Here is an 18760-nt window from a genome sequence, read left to right as displayed (position 1 = left end):
CACCGCCGGACAACACCACACGGTCGAGCCCCCCAACCCACCGTTGGGGGGCTCCCGCATTTAACCACACCAAACAAAGACCCCGGAGCGCGCAATTGGGGGAATACGCACTCCGGGGCAGCCTTGAGTCCTGGTACGACACTACCGCCGCAGGTTAGGTCTGCCTACCTTCGGGCGTAGTGACTTCATGGCCGCCCCCTTGCTGTGCCGGCGCCCCGGTGCTCTGATGGTGCGATGACCACGCCGCGCTTCCTCCTTGCCGTCGGGACCAAGAAGGGGCTCTGGCTCGCCACGAGCGAGGACCGCCAGACCTGGACCGTCGCCGAGCCCCAGTTCCTGATGCAGGAGATCCCTTCCGTCGCCATCGACACGCGCGGCGGCCGGACCCGCCTGCTCGTCGGCGTCCGCTCCGAGCATTTCGGGCCCACCGTCGTGCACTCGGACGACTTCGGCGCGACGTGGACGGAGCCCGACCACGGCTCCGTCGTCTTCCCTGAGGGCACTGATGCCGCCGTCGAGCGCATCTGGCAGATCCAGCCGGACGTCGAGGACAGGCCGGACGTGGTCTGGGTCGGGGCGGAGCCCATCTCGGTGTGGAAGTCCACGGACGGCGGCGCGACCTTCGAACTCAACCGCGCCCTCTGGGACCATCCCGACAGGGACCAGTGGGCGCCGGGCGCCGGCGGTGCCGCTGTGCACACGATCGTGCCGGACGCGGAGGACCCGCACCAGGTCCACGTCGCCATCAGCGCCGGCGGCGTCTACCGCAGCACCGATGCTGGCGCGAGCTGGACCGCGCGGAACCACGGAATCTCCGCCTACTTCCTGCCCGACCCGAGTCCCGAGGTCGGGCAGTGCGTGCACAAGATCGCGGCGGACACCGACGGCCGCCTCTACGCGCAGAACCACCGGGGCGTCTACCGCAGCGACGACCGCGGCGACACCTGGGTGTCCATCGCTGACGGGCTGCCCGCCGACTTCGGGTTCGTCATGCTCACCCATCCCCGGCGCAGCGGCACGGCCTGGGTGGTTCCCCTCGTGTCCGACTGGGAGCGGGTCGCCCCGCGGGGCCGCCTCGCCGTCCACCGCACCGACGACGCCGGGGAGACGTGGCGCAGCCTGACGACGGGCCTTGCCGAGCCGGACTGGAACACCGTGCTGCGCGACGCCGCGTCCGTCGACACGGCGGAACCCGTGGGCGTCTACTTCGGCACCCGCGGCGGCTCCGTGTACGCCAGCGCGGACGAAGGGGAATCCTTCCAAGAGGTGATAGCGCACTTGCCAGACGTCCTGTGCGTGCGGGGCGCAGAGCTCACCTCGGGCGCGCAGCCAGCGCACGACGCCGGCCCGGCGGCCTAGGCGTGCCGGTCACCGTCGTCGTCCCCTCCGTCCTGGCGGCGGCGAGCGGAGGGCAGACGCAGTTCCAGCTGCCCGACGCGGAGGCGGCCTCCGTGCGGGAGGCGCTCGACGCCGTCGGCCGCGACTACCCGGTGCTGGGCCGCAGGCTCCGGGACGAGCGGGGCGAGCTGCGCCGGCACGTGAACGTGTACGTCGGCGGGGAGGACGTGCGCCGCGGGCGCGGCCTGTCGACACCGGTTGCCGCGGGGCAGGAGATCCTCGTCATCCAGTCCATCGCAGGCGGCTAGGCCGATAGACGCGCCCGAGATGCCGATATGTGACCTTTGACCTTGGTCACGCCCGAGCCGGTGAGTGAGACTGGGACTGTCACATAATCGAGCGGACAGCGATCTGCGGACCGACAGGTGAATGATGAGCCCGACCTTCGAAGTACTCCGAGACCCGGCCAGGCGCGGCTCCTACCGGCTGCGCATGACGGGGCCAGCGGGGGAGGTCTTCAGCGACCTCGCCGGGCTGCCGAATCTGGAGGCGGTGCGCAGCGCCATCGCCCAGATCCGTGAGGCGGCGGCGCAGGCGCTCGTGGTCGACCGCACCGCGCACGGCGGCTGAGCGCTCCCATCGGTCCGGACCTCGGCGGCCGCCGGCGCAACGTGCCCGCAACCTTCCGCCGGCCGGACGGGGCGCGGTGGCGCGTACACTGTGACCCACGGCACACATGAAGGAGTGGGTGGGCGTGCGTGCGAACCCGGTGCAGTCGGCACCCGATCTGGCCCCCGCAGAGGGGGACGGGGGATCGGCGCGCCCTGTCGTGGCCGACTCCTGGCGCCGCTCCCTCGCCGTGCATCCCCGCCGCGAGGACGCCGTGGTCACGAGCATCCTCGGCGAGGGTGAACTCGACGCCTATCGCGCGGAGCATCCCCTCGCCCCCGTGATGCCCGTGATCGACCAGCTCCTGGTCGAGCCCGCCCGCGATTCCGGCATCCTCGTGGCCGTGGGCGATGCGGACAGCCGGCTCCTGTGGCTCGGCGGTGACGCCTCGGTGCGGCGGAGGGCCGAGCGGATGGCCTTCCTCGAGGGCGCCGACTGGTCCGAGGCGAGCGTCGGCACCTCCGCACCCGGCACCGCCGTGGCCACGGGCGGGCCGGTGCAGATCCACGGTGCCGAGCACTTCAGCCCCTTGGTCGAGGCCTTCTCCTGCACCGCGATGCCCATCCGCGATCCCGGGACGGGGCAGACGCTGGGCGTCGTGGACATCACCGGGGGCGAGCAGGCCGTGGGCGGCCATGCCCTGCCCTGGCTCAGGGCGACGGTCGCGGCCGTCGAGGAGCGGCTCAGGGGGCTCGGCCCGGAGCGGAAGCCCCGCATCGAACGGGCCCAGCGGCCGGTCGGCGCGGTGCTGGCCGTCACCGGCCGCGACCAGGGCGTGCTGCGCTGGGCAGGACGCGAGCTGAGCCTGAGCGTGCGGCACTCGGAGATCCTCGTGCTGCTCGCCGGCAACCCGCGCGGACTGACGGCCGAGGAGCTGGCCGAGCGCCTCTACTCCCAGCCCGTGCCGCCGGTGACCCTGAGGGCGGAGCTCGTGCGGCTGCGCAAGGTCCTCGAGTCCTCGGGGACTGGGGTCACGCTGCTCTCGCGTCCCTACAGGGTGGACGGGCTCGAGGTCGACTCGATGACCGCCCTCGCCCTCCTGGCCCGGGGCTCCCACCGGCAGGCCCTCGGCGCCTATGCGGGCCAGCTCCTGCCGCGCTCTGAGGCGCCGGCGATTGCGGAGCTCCGGCAGGAGCTGTCGGCGACGCTGCGGGAGGCCGTGGTGGGCAGCGCCGCCGTCGACGTCGTGCTGCACTACCTCCGGCTCCCCGAGGCGGCGGCCGACGCCGAGGCGTGGCGGACCGCACTCAGCCTCCTTCCGCCGCGCTCGCCGAAGCGGGCCGCCGTGGTGGCCCACCTCGAGCGGCTCGCCGGATAGGGCCGTTCGGCGGCTGACAACTGCCGGCGGCACGCCGTAGGGTCCTGAGGGTCAGCGTCAGATCTCTCACAAGGAGCCGTACTGTGCCTGCCACCCTCAACCCCTACCTCAGCTTCAAGGACAACGCCCGGGACGCCATGACGTTCTACCAGTCGGTGCTCGGCGGCGAGCTGAACATCTCCACCTTCGACGACCTGCACGCTGCGACCGACCCCTCCGAGGGACCCCTCGTCATGCACTCGCAGCTCACCACGCCCAGCGGCTTCACCCTCATGGCCTCGGACACGCCGTCGCGGATGGAGTACCACCCGGGCAACAACTTCTCGGTCTCGCTCAGCGGCGGCCCCGAGACCGAGGACGAGCTGCGCAGCTACTGGGACAGGCTCACGGAGGGCGCCACCGTGGCGATGCCGCTCGAGAAGGCCGTCTGGGGGGACACGTTCGGCATGCTCACCGACCGGTTCGGCATCGCCTGGCTCGTCAACATCGCCGGCCAGGCAGGACAGGGCGAGGGATCGTAGACACCGGCGCCCCGGCGCATAGACTCTGGCTCAGGCGGCCACGGTGTGCCGCCGGAGCGGAGGTGTGCACGTGAGGGTGGGCATCGCAAGGGAGCGGCTCCTCGGCGAGCGGCGCGTCGCCGCGACCCCCGAGACCGTGCGGCAGCTGGCGGCCCTGGGGCTCGGAGTCGTGGTCGAGTCAGGGGCAGGGGCGGCCGCCGGGCATGCCGATGCCGCGTACACCGAGGCCGGGGCGGAGGTGGTGCCCGCGCTCGACCTCGCGGACGTCGACCTCCTGGCCCACGTCCGGCCGCTCCATCCGGCCGTCGCCGCGGCCCTCCGCCCCGGCGCGGTCACGGTGGGACTGGCCTCGCCGTCCACCGAGCTGCCCACCGTCCGCGCACTCGCGGACAGCCGCGTGACCGCCTTCGCCCTCGAGCTCGTCCCGCGGATCTCGCGCGCGCAGTCCATGGACGCCCTCACCTCGCAGGCGCTCGTGACCGGCTACCGCTGCGTGCTCGAGGCCGCGATCCGGCTGCCGCGCTTCTTCCCGCTCTACATGACCGCCGCGGGCACGATCCCCCCGGCCAAAGTGCTCGTGCTCGGGGCCGGGGTGGCGGGCCTCCAGGCCATCGGCACCGCCAAGCGTCTCGGCGCCCGGGTCTCGGCGAACGACATCCGCCCCGCCTCCGCGGACGAGGTCGCCTCGATGGGCGGAACCTTCGTCCGCCTCGACGTGGAGTCCGCCGAGGCCACCCAGGCCGCCGGGGGTTACGCCCGCGAGCTCTCCGCCGACCGCGGCGCCCTCCAGCGCCGCCTCCTCGCCCCGCACGTCGCGGACGCCGACGTGCTCATCACCACCGCCGCGGTCCCCGGCCGCCGCGCCCCGCTGCTCGTCACCCGGGAGATGGTCGCCGCCATGCGGCCCGGCTCGGTGGTCGTGGACATGGCGGCCGAGTCCGGCGGCAACGTCGAGGGCTCCGTCCCGGGCGAGGAGGTCGCCGTGCCGACGGCGGAGGGCGGGGGCGAGGTCACCGTTGTCGGCCTCAAGGACGCGGCCTCGGCGATGGCCGCGGACGCCTCGCGCCTGTACGCCAAGAACGTCGCCAACTTCATCGAGCTGCTCGTGCCGCGCGAACCGGGCGACGGCGGCGAGATCCGCCCCGACTTCGACGACGAGGTGGTGGCCGGCGCCTGCCTGACGCACGCGGGCGAGGTGCGCCACGAGCCGACCGCCGAGGCGGTCGCCGCGTTCGCGGCCACCCCATCGGCGGCCGGTGCCGCGGGCAGCCCGGTCGCCGCCGGGACGGTGCGGCGCGACAGGCCGCCGGGCGAACCCGACGAGACCGAGGAAGGGGCAGGCTGATGGGCGGCGTGGAGGTGCTCACGATCCTCGTCTTCGCGGTGTTCGTGGGCTTCGAGGTGGTCTCGAAGGTGTCCAGCATCCTGCACACCCCGCTGATGTCCGGCGCGAACGCGATCCACGGGATCATCCTCGTGGGCGCGATCGTCGTGGCTGGCCAGGCAGAGGACGGGTGGGTGCTCGCGGTGGCCCTGCTCGCCGTCGTGCTCGCCACGGCCAATCTGGTGGGCGGGTTCGTGGTGACGGACCGGATGCTCGAGATGTTCAAGGGCCGCCGCCCCGCTCCCGGGGCCAAGGAGGACGCCCGGTGACCGCCTCCGCGCCCCTCCTCGGCCCGACCTGGACCGCGCTGCTCTACCTCGCCGCGGCCGTGTGCTTCATCCTGGCCCTCAAGGGCCTGTCCTCACCGAAGCATGCGCGCCGCGGAAACCTCGTGGGCGCCCTCGGCGCCGCGATCGCCCTCGTGACCGTCTTCCTCTCGAGCCGGCTCGCCAACATCCCCTGGATCCTCGCGGCGATCGCGGTGGGCGCGGCGATCGCGGCGCCGATCGCCCGCCGCGTGAAGATGACCCAGATGCCGCAGCTCGTGGCCCTGTTCAACGGCGTGGGCGGCGGCGCGGCTGCCCTCGTCGCCCTGCTCGAGCTTCCCCACGCGGACGGTCCCACGGGCGGTTGGGTGCGGCTCGCGATCGTCTTCACGCTCCTGGTGGGCGCCGTCTCCTTCGCCGGGTCTGCGGTGACCTTCGCGAAGCTCCAGGAGCTCATGACCACCCGGCCCGTCACGTTCCTCGGACTGCCCGTGCTCATGGGCGCCGTGCTGCTCGCCGCGCTCGTCGCGGCCGGGGCCGTGGTCGCGACGGGCTCGATGCCGCTCGCCGTCGTGCTCCTCGCCCTCGGGCTCCTGGCGGGCATCCTCCTCGTGCTGCCCGTGGGCGGGGCGGACGTGCCCATCGTGATCTCGCTGCTCAACGCGTTCACCGGCCTGGCCGTGGCGGCGAGCGGGCTCGTGCTCGGCAACGTGCTCCTCGTCGTCGCCGGCACCCTCGTCGGCGCGTCCGGCACGATCCTCACCCGGCTCATGGCGGCCGCCATGGGCCGCAGCGTCACGCACATCATGTTCGGCGCGTTCCGGGGAGGGTCGACGGCGGGCTCCACCGCCGTCTCCGACCGCCCCGTCCGCTCCTCGAACCCCGAGGACGTGGCCGTGCTGCTCGGCTACGCGCAGAAGGTCATCATCGTGCCCGGGTACGGGCTCGCCGTCGCGCAGGGGCAGCACACGGCTGCAGAGCTCGCGGCCGCGCTCGAGGCCCGCGGGACCGACGTCGAGTTCGCCATCCATCCGGTGGCCGGGCGCATGCCGGGCCACATGAACGTGCTCCTGGCCGAGGCGAACGTGCCCTACGAGTCGCTCAAGGAGATGAGCGAGGTCAACGGCGAGTTCCGGCAGGCCGACGTCGCACTCGTGGTGGGCGCGAATGACGTGGTCAACCCCGCCGCGAAGTCCACTCCCGGCTCCCCGATCTACGGCATGCCGATCCTCGAGGTCGCCGACGCCAAGCAGGTGGTCTTCCTCAAGCGGTCCATGCGGCCGGGCTTCGCCGGCATCGAGAACGAGCTGCTCTACGACCCCAAGACCGCCCTCCTGTTCGGCGACGCGAAGGACTCCCTCACCAAGGTCCTCGGCGCCGTGAAGGCGCTCTGACCATGGAAGGACCGCAATGACCCCCACGACGACCCCGGGGACGGTGGCCGTGATCGGCACCGGCACCATCGGCGCGAGCTGGGCCGCCTACTACCTCTCCCGCGGCTTCCGAGTGGCCGCCTCGGACCCCGCCGACGGCGCCGAAGGCCGGCTCCGCGCGCACGTCGAGGCGTTCTGGCCCACCCTCGAGGCGCTCGGTGTCGGGGCGGGGGAGGGCGGCGCCCCGCAGGACCGCCTCACGTTCGCACCCACGGCCGCCGAGGCAGCCCGCGGAGCGGACTTCGTCCAGGAGAACGGGCCCGAACGGCTCGAGCTCAAGCGTGCCATCCTCGCCGAGATCGAGGAGGGCGCCGGCGCCGAGGTGCTCATCGCGAGCTCGTCCTCGGGGCTGCTGGTCTCCGAGGCGCAGCGGGGCATGCGGCACCCGGAGCGGCTCGTGCTCGGGCACCCTTTCAATCCGCCGCACCTCATCCCGCTCGTCGAGGTGCTCGGCGGGGCGCAGACCGCACCCGAGAACGTGGACCGGGCCCTGTCCTTCTACACCGGGATCGGCAAGAAGCCCATCCGGATCAACCGCGAGGTCCCGGGGCACGTGGCCAACCGGCTGCAGGACGCCCTCTGGCGGGAGATGTTCCACCTGGTCAGCACCGGCGTGGCGAGCGTCGCGGACATCGACACGGCGGTCGCGTACGGCCCCGGCCTGCGGTGGGCGCTGCTGGGGCCGTTCCTCACGATGCATGCAGGCGGGGGCGACGGCGGGATCACCCACTTCCTCGAGCACCTCGGGCCGTCCATGCGGGAGTGGGCGGCGGATCTGGGCGCGTACCCCGAGACCGACGAGTACATCGCGACCATGGCCGAGGGCGTGGCCGCCGAGCTCGAGGGCCGGGACTGGCGCGCCGTGCTCGCCGAGCGGGACAGGCTCCTCCTCGGCCTGCTCGCCGCGAAGGCCCAGGCGCCGCAGATTCCGTAGGCGGCCCCCTTGGCGGGGCGGCCTACGGGCCTACGGCTGCGGGTGGCGCGGGAACAGGGGCACGCAGGTCGCGCAGGCCTGGGCGCCGGCCGGATCCGCGACGGCATCGCGTTCGAGCCTGAGGCGCGCCGAGAGTGCGGCCGCCATGAGCGCGACCGCGGCGGCGCCCACCGCGGGCTGGACCCCGTAGCGGATCGCGTCCGGGGGCAGGCCGGCGAACAGCTGGACGAGCAGGCTCGAGCGGCCCTGCGTCGTGCCCAGCAGCAGGCCCATCATGCCGAACAGCGGCCCGCGGACATCGCACGCGGTCGCCTCGGCCCCGATCGGGGCTCCGACGAGGCTGCCGACGAGCAGCCCGAACGCGGCCGAGCCGGCTGCGACGAGGACCGCCGTCCAGAGGGCGCCTGGGAGGGAGGCGGCGTCGAAGGCCCCGTTGGCCACGACCAGCGTGGCGGCCGCGAGCACCGCGGCCGCCGCGGCAGTGGCCCATCGCCCCCGCGTCCACGTCGCCAGGACCGCCCGCCGCGTGGCGGGGGCCAGCGGCGGGGCGGTCGGCAGGGAGAGGACGGGGTCGGCGTCGAACGCGGAGCCCTGCGGCCCCGGAGCGCTCACCGCCAGGAGAGGAACTTGCCCGGCAGGCTGCCGCCGGCGGCGGACCCGTCGTGCCCGGGGCAGCGGCGGGACTCGGGGACGTTCGCGAACACCTGGTCGACGTGCTGGCCGCAGCCAGTCCAGGTCACCTTGCCGCAGGTGGGGCACGTTGCGGGGCTGCACATGAGGATTCTCCTTTGTCCGAGAGCTGATACCCCTGGGGGTATTTCTACTGTAGGCCGCTTTGCCCCGCAGGGCAAGCGGGCCGCTTCCGACACGGCGGCGGCGGGTGCGGGACTCCTCCGCTTCTCCTCGATAGCCTTCGCCTAGAAGGGGCATCGTTCTCAAGCAGGGGGGACACCCGGAACTCCGTACGTCCCCCTGCGCACCCCCGGGGGACTTCAACGGCTTGAAGGAAGAGGACGTCAATGTCGACTCACAGGACCAAGCTCAGCGCCGCAGCGCTGTCCCTGTCCGTTCTCGTGGCACTCACCGCGTGCAACCCCGCCGCGTCCGGGGGCAGCGCCGCCCCCAGCGGCCGGGCCGGCGCGGGATCGTTCAGCAAGGACGTCTCGGGCACGCTCAAGACCAGCGGCTTCAACCCCTCGGACGAGGTGGGCAAGTCCCGCTCCGATCTGGCCACGAAGGCGGTCGCCCCTGCCACGGTGACCATGGACACCACCAACTTCGACGCCCAGAAGTTCTCCGCCCAGGCGGCCTCGGGCCAGGTCCCGGACCTCATCCAGGTGGACCGCAGCCTCGTCCCCACGCTCGCGGACAAGGGCCTCATCCAGCCCCTCGACGCCTGCTACTCGCTCTGGGGTGTGGACCCGCAGACGCAGTACTACCCCGCGGCCACGAAGAGCGTCACCTACAACGGCAAGGTCTACGGGGTCCCCCAGTTCTTCCAGACCTCCATGCTCATCGCGGACAAGAACGTGATGCAGGCCGCCGGCGTGGGCACCGACCAGCTCGACACGTCCAAGCCGGACCAGATCGTGGCGGCCGCGCAGAAGATGTACAAGGCCTCCGGCGGCAAGCCCTCGGTGATCGGCTTCGACGCCGACCTGCCCGGCTCCGCCGACCTGTGGCTGCAGGTCTTCGGCGGGAGCGCCATGGATGCCAGCGGCAAGCCGACCCTGGACGCGGCCGCCGACGTCACGGCCCTGACCTGGATGAAGAAGCTCATGGACGCCCAGGGCGGCTACGCCGCCATCAAGTCCTTCAAGGACTCCATGGACGTCTTCGGCAACGAGAACCAGTACGTGAAGAACGAGGTCGGCGCCCAGACCTGGGCGCAGTGGTACATCAACGTGCTCTCCGCGACCAAGGACAAGGTGAGCGTGGTCGGGGTGCCCATCAAGACCATGGACGGCAAGGCCCTCGGCTACGCCGGCGGGACCGCCCTCGCCATCCCGACCGCGGCCAAGAACCCCTCCGCCGCGTGCACGTGGGCCATCAAGGCCACCTCCCTGGACGCCTGGAAGGCGGCCGGCGACGCCCGGGCCAAGACGGTCCAGCAGAAGAACTCGATCAACACGGGCCTGTTCACGGGCTCCCCGGCCGCTGACAAGGCGGTCCGCGACGCCCACGTGGCGCCCTCGGGCAGCGCGGACTTCGACCAGCTGATCAGCACTGCGTACTCGACGCTGGACGGGAACACCGCCTCCTTCGGCAGCTCCCCCGCGGGGTCGGCGATCAAGGACGCGCTCTCCAACGCCGTCGCCGTGGCACTCTCCGGCGAGAAGGATCCGGCCACCGCCCTCAAGGACGCGCAGGCCACGGCGCTGCGGGCCTGGCAGCAGACCTCGGCCGGCAAGAACGGCTGATGACGGCCGAGACCAGCGGCCGGACAGCCCGGGCGCCCCGCGCCGCACGCGGGGGGCGCCCGTCCCGGAGGAGGAAGTACAACCTCCGGGAGTCGGCTGCCGGCTACCTCTTCATCGCACCGTGGATCGCGGGGCTGCTGATCTTCACGGTGATCTCGATGGGCTGGAGCCTGGTGCTCTCGTTCCAGAACTACGACCTCGCCACGGGCGCCAGCAGCCCGGCCGGCTTCGAGAACTACGCAAGGCTCGTGCAGGACCCGAACGTCCTCGCCTCGCTCGGGAACACCTTCGTCTACGCCGCGATGGCTGTGCCGCTCGACATCGCCTTCGCGCTCCTGCTGGCCTCGCTGCTGAACGGGGTGAAGCGGGCCTCCGGCTTCTTCCGGGTGGTCTACTACCTGCCCAAGATGACGCCCGGGGTCGCCACGGCCGCCGTGTTCCTCCTGCTGCTCAACGGCAACAGCGGGGCCATCAACAAGTTCCTGGGCCTGTTCGGCATCGTCGGGCCGCAGTGGCTCGCTGACCCCGTCTGGATGAAGCCCTCGATCGTGCTGATGAGCCTGTGGGGCGTCGGAGGCACCACCGTGATCCTTCTCGCGGCGCTCCAGGCTGTGCCCCGGGAGCTCTACGAGGCGGCGGCGACGGACGGCGCCAACCGCGTCCAGCAGTTCTTCCACATCACCATCCCGATGATCTCCCCGACGCTGTTCTTCCTCGTGATCGTCAACACGATCGGGGCGCTGCAGGTGTTCGACCAGGCGTACCTGCTGTTCTACCGGGACGGGAACTCGTCCGTGCCGGACGCAGCCCGCTTCTACGGCGTGTACCTCTACCAGCAGGCGTTCCAGCAGTTCAACTTCGGCCCGGCCGCCGCGATGGCCTGGCTGCTGTTCGCGATCATCATGGTCATCACCCTGGTCCAGATCAAGGTCGGCAACCGGTTCGTCCACTACGAGGGGAACGACCGCCCGTGACCAACGCCAACCCCGGCCTCGAACCGACCGCTGCAGACGATCCCTCCTCCGCCGCGGCGGCCGCGCCCCTCACCGCCGCGGGCTCCATCCCGGGCACCGCCGAGCCACAGCGGCGCGGTTCGGCCGGCCATCCGGCTGCCCCGCGGCCCGGGGCCGATCGCCGGAGCCGGACACTGCGGCGGCTCGGCAGTGCCGTGCGCTGGGTGCTGCTCATCGGCTTCGCGCTCGCCTTCCTGTACCCGTTCGCGTGGCTGCTCGCGGCCTCGCTCAAGCCGCGCGGCGAGGTCTTCGACAACCGGCTGATCCCGCTGACGCCCACGCCGCAGAACTACGCGGACGTCTGGAACCAGCTGCCCCTGCTCAGCTGGGTCTTCAATTCGGTCTTCATCGCGCTCGCGGCGGCCACGCTCGTTACCCTCACGAGCTCGGCCATCGCCTTCGGGTTCGCCTACTTCAGGTTCCCGGGGAAGAACGCGCTGTTCAGCGTCCTGCTCGGCACCATGATGCTGCCCGGCGCCGTGACGCTCATCCCCAACTACCTGATCTGGAAGACGCTCGGCTGGCTCGGGACCACGGTGCCACTGTGGGGCGGGACGCTGTTCGGGTCCGCGTTCTACATCTTCCTGATGCGGCAGTTCTACCTCTCGCTGCCGCGGGACCTGTTCGAGGCTGCGCGGATCGACGGATGCTCCTTCTTCGGGCTCTTCCGCCGGATCGCGTTCCCGCTGGCGCTGCCGAGCGCGATCATCGTGTTCATCTTCGAGTTCCAGGCCTCGTGGAACAACTTCGCCGGCCCGCTCATCTACCTCAACTTCGGCGACCCCCACGGGTACACCGTGCCACTCGGCATCGCCTACGCGATGACCATGTACTCGCCCACGGCCGGGGGCCACGGCGACTACCAGTTCGTGATGGTCGCGTCGCTGCTGGTGACCCTGCCGATGATGGTCATCTTCGCGTTCGGCCAGCGCTACTTCATCGAGGGGATCGCCGCTGGCTCGCTCAAGGGCTGAGCCCGACCCCTCCGTTCGGCGGCGCACGACGGCGGGTGCGCGCCCGCCGTCGTGCGTCGCCTTCCGTGGGGATCCGTCTCCTTCGCAGAGATGCGCTACGCCGCGGCGTGGTCGCCGCCGCGCATGCGCACCGCGACGACCAGCCCGGAGAGGGCGGTGAGGACCGCGACGGCCGCGACCGCCGTCGGCAGCCCGTAGACGTCCGCGAGGATGCCGGAGAGCAGGGCGCCGACGGCGAACCCGCCGTCGCGCCAGAGGCGGTAGATGCCCACCGAGCGGGCGCGCCAGGCGGGGTGGGCCACGTCGCCGATCGCCGCGAGCAGCGTCGGATACACCATCGCCGTGCCGGCGCCGAGCAGGACGGCCGCGGCGAGCCAGATCCCGAAGCCGTGCCCGGCCGCGACCATCCCGAGGGCGACCGCCTGGACCACCATCCCGGCGGCGATGAGCCACTTGCGGCCGTACCTGTCCGAGGCGGCCCCGGTGACGAGCTGGCCGGCGCCCCACACTGCGGGGTAGACGGCGGCCAGGAGGCCGATCTGGCCCAGGCTCAGCCCGGCCGAGGCGAACAGGACCGGGAACAGCCCCCACGCGAGGCCGTCGTTGAGGTTGTTGACCATGCCGGCCTGGCTCACCGCGGAGAGGGAGCGGTCCGTGAAGCTCGTGAGCCGGAAGACCTGCCCGGTGGTGAGGCCCCCGTGGGCCGCGGCCCGGGCGGAGACGTGCTGGGCGGCCTCGAGCATGGCATGGTGGTGGGTCTCCCGCACGGTCAGGACGGAGAGGCCCAGACCGAGCGCGATGTAGGCCGCGCCGAGGAGGAACGGTCCCGGCCGGAGGCCGTACTGGGCGGCGATCCAGCCGGTGGCGAGGGCGGTCACCGCGACGCCGAGGTAGCCCGCCGCCTCGTTCAGGCCCATGGCGAGGCCGCGCTGGCGGGGCCCGACGAGGTCCATCTTCATCACTACGGTGGTGGACCACGTGAGGCCCTGGCTGACGCCGAGGAGCACGTTCGCGGCCACGATCCAGGCCCAGTCCGGGCCCGCGATGAGCATCAGCGGCACGGGGATCGCCACGAGCCAGCCGGCCACGAGCACGGGCTTGCGGCCGAACCGGTCCGAGAGGGTTCCGGCGAAGTAGTTCATCGCGGCCTTGGAGACCCCGAAGGCGAGGATGTAGGTCAGGGCGCTCGTGTAGAGGTCGAGCCGGAACTCGCGGGTGGCGAGCAGCGGCAGGACCGTGCGCTCCTGCCCGAGGGTTCCGCCCACGAGGGCGTTGACCGCGACGAGCAGCATGAACTGGGCGAGGTTCTGCCTCAGGCCGAGGGCTGGAGGAGCGGTGGTCTTCACTGGTTCTCCAAAGAAACATGGAATAGGATCTGATCCAGTATTACACGGATCTTTGGAGGACTGGATGGCAGAGGGGTCGGTCGGCCGCAGGGCGGACAAGGCAGCACTGTTCGAGGAGTTCGCCCGCGTGGGCAAGGCCCTGGCCAACGGGAAGCGGCTCGAGCTGCTCGACCTCCTCACGCAGGGCGAGCGGAGCGTCGAGGTGCTCGCCGAAGCCGCGGGGCTCGGGCTGTCGACGGCGTCCGCGCACCTGCAGACCCTCCGGCAGGCGGGGCTCGTGGCCACCCGCCGCGAGGGCACCCGCATCTACTACACCGTGGCGGGCCCGGACGTGCTGCGCCTGTACGCGCTCCTGCGGGGGGTCGCGCAGGAGCGGGTGGCCGGCGTCGAGCCGCGGCGGGTCGCCTACCTCCGCCTCGCGGGGGAGCGGGGCGCCGAGCGGGGGCTGACCCGCGAGGAGCTCGCCGAGCGGACCGCCGCGGGGACCGTGACGGTGCTCGACGTCCGCCCCGGGGAGGAATTCGAGGCCGGGCACCTTCCCGGCGCCCTCTCCATCCCCCTCGACGAGCTCGGGGCGCGCCTGGCCGAGCTGCCTGAGGACTCCGAGGTTGTGGCCTACTGCCGCGGCGCCTACTGCGTGATGGCGTACGACGCCGTGGACCTCCTCCGCGCCCACGGCGTCACCGCGCGCCGGCTCGAGGACGGGATGCTCGAGTGGCGCCTCGCCGGCCTGGCGGTCGAATCCGGCCCCGCCGCTTAGGGCAGGAGCGTCTCCCGCGCGCAGTGGCGGACCAGCACGCCGGAGGAATCGGCGCGCCGGCTCGCGGGCGCGGCCGGGGTCGGCATCCCGAAAGACGAGGACGAGCAGGCCAACCGCATCGCAGGCCTCGGCCCCCTGCTCGGGCTCGGGACCGGCATCGCGGCCGGCGCCGCCGCGCCCGCGCCGCGCCACTGGCCATCCGTTCCTCCGCCCGTTCCGAAGAACAGGGGATGATGGCCTTCGACCCGGGTGCGAGCACCGGTCCGGGAGCACGGCACGTCACCGCACCGACCGCAGGAGGAACCCGACCGTGACCATCTACCGACGCCTTGCCCGCAGGGCCGCCCTCGTGGCCGTACCCGTCGTCGCCCTCGCCCTGTCCGCGTGCGGCGGCGGCTCCAACCCGCTCTCGACGGCGCCCGCCTCGGGCCAGGCCAGTGCGGGCGGCCCGATCGTGGTGGGCTCGGCGAACTTCACCGAGAGCGAGATCCTTGCCGACATCTACGCCGGGGCGCTCAACGGCGCCGGCGTGCATGCGACCACGAAGACCGGGATCGGTTCCCGCGAGGTCTACGTCAAGGCCCTCCAGGACGGCTCGATCGACGCCGTGCCGGACTACTCGGGCAACCTCCTGCGCTACTTCGACAAGAACGCCACGGCCGTGAGCGCCGCGGACGTCATGAAGGCCCTCCCCGCCGCGACGCCGCAGGGCCTCGCCGTCCTGGACCCGGCCAACGCCGAGGACAAGGACTCGATCGTGGTCACCCAGGCCACCGCGGACAAGTACGGCCTCAAGACCCTCGCCGACCTCGGTAAGGTCTGCGACCAGATCTCCCTCGGCATGCCGCCCGAGGCCAAGGACCGCCCGCAGGGCCTGCCCGGCCTCAAGGCCAAGTACGGGTGCACGCCCAAGCAGTTCGTCCCGCTCAGCGACAGCGGCGGCCCGGTCACCGTCAGGTCACTCCTGGACAACCAGATCCAGGCCGCGGACGTGTTCACGACCTCGCCGCTCATCTCCCAGAACCACCTCGTGACGCTCGAGGACCCGCAGAACAACTTCGCCGCCCAGCAGGTCGTGCCCCTCGTGCGCACCGACCGGATCACGGACAAGGCCAAGGGCGTGCTGAACAAGGTCCAGGCAGCGCTGACCACGGCGGACCTCGTCAAGCTCAACGACCAGGTCTCGGGCAGCGCCAAGCAGGACCCCAAGGCCGCGGCGGACGCGTGGCTGAAGGAGAAGGGCCTCGCCGGCTGAGCCGGTATCCGCGGGCTGGACTGTGATCCGCGGCCGATCCGGGGTAGCACTGGAGCATGACGTCGACCGTGCAGCGTCCTGACACCAGCCGCCGGAGCCCAGAGGGCCTCCGCGCCCTCGTCGAGGAGCTGCGTGGCAGCCTCCGCGGCGACGTGGACGACTCGTCCCTGACCCGGGCGCTCTACACCTCGGACGCGGCGAACTACCGCGTGACGCCGGGCGTCGTGGTGCGTCCCCGCAGCCGCGAGGACCTCATCGAGGCGGTCGCGGCCGCCCGCCGCCACGGGGTTCCCGTCACCCTGCGCGGCGGCGGCACCTCGATGGCCGGCAACTCCATCGGGCCCGGCCTGGTCATCGACACGTCCCGGCACCTGAACCGGATCGTGAGCCTCGACCCGGAGGCGAGGACGGCGGTGGTCGAGCCCGGCGTCGTCCTCAAGGACCTCCAGGACGCCTGCGCCCCGCACGGCCTGCGCTTCGGCCCCGACCCGGCGAGCGGCACCCGCTGCACGCTCGGCGGGATGATCGGCAACAATGCGTGCGGGGCCCACGCCATGTCCTACGGCAGGACCGCGGACAACGTGCTCTCGCTGACGTGGCTCACGCCGTCGGGGGAGGTGATCACGGCCGGTTCCGGCGCGGAGGCGCTCGACGCCGTCCCCGGCCTCGCCGGGCTCGTGGACCGGTGGCGAGCGCTGCTGCGCACCGAGTTCGGCCGGTTCCGCCGCCAGGTCTCCGGCTACTCCCTCGAGCACCTCCTCCCCGAGAACGGCTCCAACCTCGCCGCCGCCCTCGTGGGCACCGAGGGCACGTGCGGGGTGCTCCTCGAGGCCACGCTCCGTCTGGTCCCCCGCGCGGAGGCGCCCGCGCTCGCGGTCCTCGGCTACCCCGGCCTCGCCGCCGCGGCCGACGACGTGCCCAACCTCCTGCCCTTCCGCCCCCTCGCCCTGGAGGCCCTCGACACCGGCCTGCTCGATGCGGTCCGGCGGGCCAAGGGCCCCGGCAGCGTGCCCGACGTCCCCCAGGGCGGCTGCCTCCTCATCGCCGAGCTGCCCGGGGACACCCCCGACGAGGCGGCCGAGGCCGCACGCCGCCTCGCCGACGCCGCGGCCACCGACGCGATCCAGGTCCTCCCCGCGGGCGAGGAGGCCAGTCGGCTCTGGCGCATCCGCGAAGACGCCTCGGGGCACGCCGGCCGCACCCAGGACGACCGGCAGGCCTGGGGCGGCTGGGAGGACTCCGCCGTCCCGCCCGAGTACCTCGGCGACTACCTCCGGGCCCTCGCCGGTCTCATGGACAGCGAGGGCGTGGGCGGCATGGCCTACGGCCACTTCGGCGACGGGTGCGTGCACCTCCGCCTCGACTTCCCCCTCGAGCACGACGGCGCGGTGCTGCGCCGCTTCCTCGAGCGGGCCGCCGAGCTCGTGGCCGCCCACGGCGGCTCCCTCTCCGGCGAACACGGCGACGGCCGCGCCCGGTCCGAGCTGCTCGGCGCGATGTACAGCGCCGACGCCCTCACGGCAATGGCCGAGTTCAAGGCCCTGTTCGATCCCGAGGACCTGATGAATCCGGGGATCGTGGTGCGCCCCGCGAAGGTCGACGCCGATCTCCGCCGGCCCCAGGCGGTCGAGCTGCGGGTCGGGTCCGGCTTCGCCTTCGCGGACGACGGCGGGAGCGTCACCTCCGCCGTGCACCGCTGCGTGGGCGTGGGGAAGTGCCGGGCGGACGCGCGGGGCGCCGGAGCGTTCATGTGCCCCTCCTTCATCGCAACCCGCGACGAGAAGGACTCGACCCGCGGGCGCGCCCGGGCGCTGCAGGAGATGCTCAACGGCAGCCTGGTGCGGGAGGGCTGGCGCTCGCCGGAGGTGCACGAGGCGCTCGACCTGTGCCTGAGCTGCAAGGCCTGCGCTAGCGACTGCCCTACCGGCATCGACATGGCCCGGTACAAGTCCGAGACGCTGTTCCAGACCTACCGGCGGCGCCTGCGGCCCCTCAGCCACTACACCCTCGGCCGGCTGCCGCGGTGGCTCCGGCTCACTGCGCCCTTCGCCCCGCTGGCCAACCTCGCAGGGCGGGTCCCGGCACTGCGCGCCGCAGCGCTCACGCTCATGGGGGCCGACCGGCGCCGCTCCTTACCCCGCCTGCCCGCCGCGCCGTTCCGCTGGGAGGAGCGGGGCCGGCGTCGTGCGCCAGGAGGCGAGGCGGAAGCGGCAGGTGCGCGGCGCGGTGGGCCGAAGGTGCTCCTGTGGGTCGACACGTTCTCGGACGCCCTCGACCCGAAGATCCCCCGCGACGCCATCGCCGTGCTTGAGGCCGCCGGGTGCGACGTCGAGGTCTCGGCCGGGAAGGCGTGCTGCGGGCTCACGTACATCTCCACGGGCCAGCTCGATGCGGCCAAGGTGCGCCTGCACCGGGCCCTGGACGAGCTCGCCCCGCACGTCCAGGCCGGACGGACCGTGGTGGGGCTCGAGCCCAGCTGCACCGCGACGCTGCGCTCGGATCTGGTCGAGCTGCTGCCACGGGACCCGCGCGCCGCCGAGGTGGCGGGCTCGGTGAAGACCGTGGCTGAGTTCCTCACGGGGATCGGCTGGGAGCCGCCGCACTCCGGGCGCAAGCTGCTCGTCCAGCCGCACTGCCACCACTACTCGATCATGGGCTATGGGCCGGACCGGCGGCTGCTCGAGTCTATGGGCTGCGACGTGGAGGTCTCCGCCGGGTGCTGCGGTCTCGCCGGGAACTTCGGCATGGAGGCGGGCCACTACGAGGTCTCCGAGCAGATCGCCCGCGGCGGGATCCTCGCCCGGGCCGAGGCCTCGCCCGACCGCGAGATCCTGGCCGACGGATTCTCGTGCCGGACCCAGGTGGCGGACCTCGCCGGGCTCGAGGGCCGGCATCTCGTGCAGGTGCTCGCCGACGCGCTGCGGCAGGGCGGGGACGCGGCTCGGCCGTAGCCGGGCACAGCGGGCTCCCCGCCCTCACCGTCTGGGAGTCACCCCCTGGAGGTCATTGTCAGGACGTTGACCTCCAGGAGGTGACTCCCAGGTGGTGACCTTCAGACGGAAGGGGCTGGGTCTAGTTGGAGGGGAAGTTGTAGGTGGCGTCGGAGGCGTGGGTGGGTTCGGGCCAGCG

General features: G+C 72.6%; 18 protein-coding genes. 15 read left to right on the top strand and 3 right to left on the bottom strand.

Going from position 1 to position 18760, the window contains the following annotated elements:
* Window positions 1-234 precede the first annotated feature (234 nt).
* From ACYVKZ_RS12045 to ACYVKZ_RS12005, 9 genes are all read left to right on the top strand, one after another.
* Window positions 235-1359 carry an exo-alpha-sialidase gene (locus ACYVKZ_RS12045; RefSeq protein ID WP_460992489.1) on the top strand — a complete coding sequence of 375 codons (1125 nt, stop codon included), beginning with the start codon at window positions 235-237 and terminating at the stop codon, window positions 1357-1359.
* A 2-nt stretch (window positions 1360-1361) separates the two neighbouring features.
* Entirely contained in the window at window positions 1362-1646 is a 285-nt protein-coding gene (locus ACYVKZ_RS12040) for a MoaD/ThiS family protein (protein ID WP_460992488.1), read from the top strand.
* A gap of 124 nt (window positions 1647-1770) precedes the next feature.
* On the top strand, window positions 1771-1968 hold the full coding sequence (locus ACYVKZ_RS12035; RefSeq protein WP_460992487.1) for a YegP family protein: 198 nt from the start codon (window positions 1771-1773) through the stop codon (window positions 1966-1968).
* 124 nt (window positions 1969-2092) lie between these two features.
* Window positions 2093-3325 (top strand): sigma-54-dependent transcriptional regulator family protein, encoded by a 1233-nt coding sequence (locus ACYVKZ_RS12030; protein ID WP_460992486.1) that lies wholly within the window; start codon window positions 2093-2095, stop codon window positions 3323-3325.
* An 83-nt stretch (window positions 3326-3408) separates the two neighbouring features.
* Window positions 3409-3846 (top strand): VOC family protein, encoded by a 438-nt coding sequence (locus ACYVKZ_RS12025; protein WP_460992485.1) that lies wholly within the window; start codon window positions 3409-3411, stop codon window positions 3844-3846.
* A gap of 70 nt (window positions 3847-3916) precedes the next feature.
* The gene (locus tag ACYVKZ_RS12020) at window positions 3917-5191 is read left to right on the top strand and encodes a Re/Si-specific NAD(P)(+) transhydrogenase subunit alpha (protein WP_460992484.1); all 1275 of its coding nucleotides are present in this window, start codon (window positions 3917-3919) and stop codon (window positions 5189-5191) included.
* Window positions 5191-5499 carry an NAD(P) transhydrogenase subunit alpha part 2 gene (locus ACYVKZ_RS12015; protein ID WP_460992483.1) on the top strand — a complete coding sequence of 103 codons (309 nt, stop codon included), beginning with the start codon at window positions 5191-5193 and terminating at the stop codon, window positions 5497-5499. The genes ACYVKZ_RS12020 and ACYVKZ_RS12015 overlap by 1 nt, the downstream gene beginning before the upstream one ends.
* Window positions 5496-6890, top strand: a complete 1395-nt coding sequence (locus ACYVKZ_RS12010) for an NAD(P)(+) transhydrogenase (Re/Si-specific) subunit beta (RefSeq protein ID WP_460992482.1) — start codon at window positions 5496-5498, stop codon at window positions 6888-6890. Before ACYVKZ_RS12015 ends, ACYVKZ_RS12010 begins: the two co-directional genes overlap by 4 nt.
* A gap of 16 nt (window positions 6891-6906) precedes the next feature.
* Entirely contained in the window at window positions 6907-7863 is a 957-nt protein-coding gene (locus ACYVKZ_RS12005; RefSeq protein WP_460992481.1) for a 3-hydroxyacyl-CoA dehydrogenase NAD-binding domain-containing protein, read from the top strand.
* 30 nt (window positions 7864-7893) lie between these two features.
* Here ACYVKZ_RS12005 and ACYVKZ_RS12000 read toward each other — a convergent pair whose 3' ends face one another.
* Window positions 7894-8475, bottom strand: a complete 582-nt coding sequence (locus ACYVKZ_RS12000) for a hypothetical protein (RefSeq protein ID WP_460992480.1) — start codon at window positions 8473-8475, stop codon at window positions 7894-7896.
* A complete protein-coding gene (locus tag ACYVKZ_RS11995) occupies window positions 8472-8639 on the bottom strand; it encodes a hypothetical protein (protein ID WP_460992479.1) in 168 nt (55 codons plus the stop codon). The genes ACYVKZ_RS12000 and ACYVKZ_RS11995 overlap by 4 nt, the downstream gene beginning before the upstream one ends.
* 243 nt (window positions 8640-8882) lie before the next feature.
* On the opposite strand from ACYVKZ_RS11995, the gene ACYVKZ_RS11990 reads away from it, so the two are divergent.
* The 3 genes from ACYVKZ_RS11990 to ACYVKZ_RS11980 are packed head-to-tail and all read left to right on the top strand — an operon-like array spanning window position 8883 to window position 12270.
* The gene (locus ACYVKZ_RS11990) at window positions 8883-10283 is read left to right on the top strand and encodes a type 2 periplasmic-binding domain-containing protein (RefSeq protein WP_460992478.1); all 1401 of its coding nucleotides are present in this window, start codon (window positions 8883-8885) and stop codon (window positions 10281-10283) included.
* Window positions 10283-11257 (top strand): carbohydrate ABC transporter permease, encoded by a 975-nt coding sequence (locus ACYVKZ_RS11985; protein ID WP_460992477.1) that lies wholly within the window; start codon window positions 10283-10285, stop codon window positions 11255-11257. The genes ACYVKZ_RS11990 and ACYVKZ_RS11985 overlap by 1 nt, the downstream gene beginning before the upstream one ends.
* Window positions 11254-12270, top strand: coding sequence for a carbohydrate ABC transporter permease (locus ACYVKZ_RS11980; protein WP_460992476.1), 1017 nt, complete (start codon window positions 11254-11256; stop codon window positions 12268-12270). The genes ACYVKZ_RS11985 and ACYVKZ_RS11980 overlap by 4 nt, the downstream gene beginning before the upstream one ends.
* A 95-nt stretch (window positions 12271-12365) precedes the next feature.
* Here ACYVKZ_RS11980 and ACYVKZ_RS11975 read toward each other — a convergent pair whose 3' ends face one another.
* Window positions 12366-13562, bottom strand: a complete 1197-nt coding sequence (locus ACYVKZ_RS11975; RefSeq protein WP_460992490.1) for an MFS transporter — start codon at window positions 13560-13562, stop codon at window positions 12366-12368.
* Between the two features lie 118 nt (window positions 13563-13680).
* Here ACYVKZ_RS11975 and ACYVKZ_RS11970 point away from each other — a divergent pair, with 118 nt between their 5' ends.
* From ACYVKZ_RS11970 to ACYVKZ_RS11960, 3 genes are all read left to right on the top strand, one after another.
* Window positions 13681-14376, top strand: coding sequence for an ArsR/SmtB family transcription factor (locus ACYVKZ_RS11970; RefSeq protein ID WP_460992475.1), 696 nt, complete (start codon window positions 13681-13683; stop codon window positions 14374-14376).
* Between the two features lie 310 nt (window positions 14377-14686).
* Window positions 14687-15631 carry an ABC transporter substrate-binding protein gene (locus ACYVKZ_RS11965; RefSeq protein WP_460992474.1) on the top strand — a complete coding sequence of 315 codons (945 nt, stop codon included), beginning with the start codon at window positions 14687-14689 and terminating at the stop codon, window positions 15629-15631.
* A gap of 56 nt (window positions 15632-15687) precedes the next feature.
* A complete protein-coding gene (locus tag ACYVKZ_RS11960; RefSeq protein ID WP_460992473.1) occupies window positions 15688-18582 on the top strand; it encodes an FAD-binding and (Fe-S)-binding domain-containing protein in 2895 nt (964 codons plus the stop codon).
* Window positions 18583-18760 lie beyond the last annotated feature (178 nt).

This window comes from Sinomonas soli, from assembly GCF_054782415.1.
The sequence above is the reverse complement of the archived record's forward strand: the minus strand, read 5'-3'. Positions and strand labels throughout refer to the sequence as shown.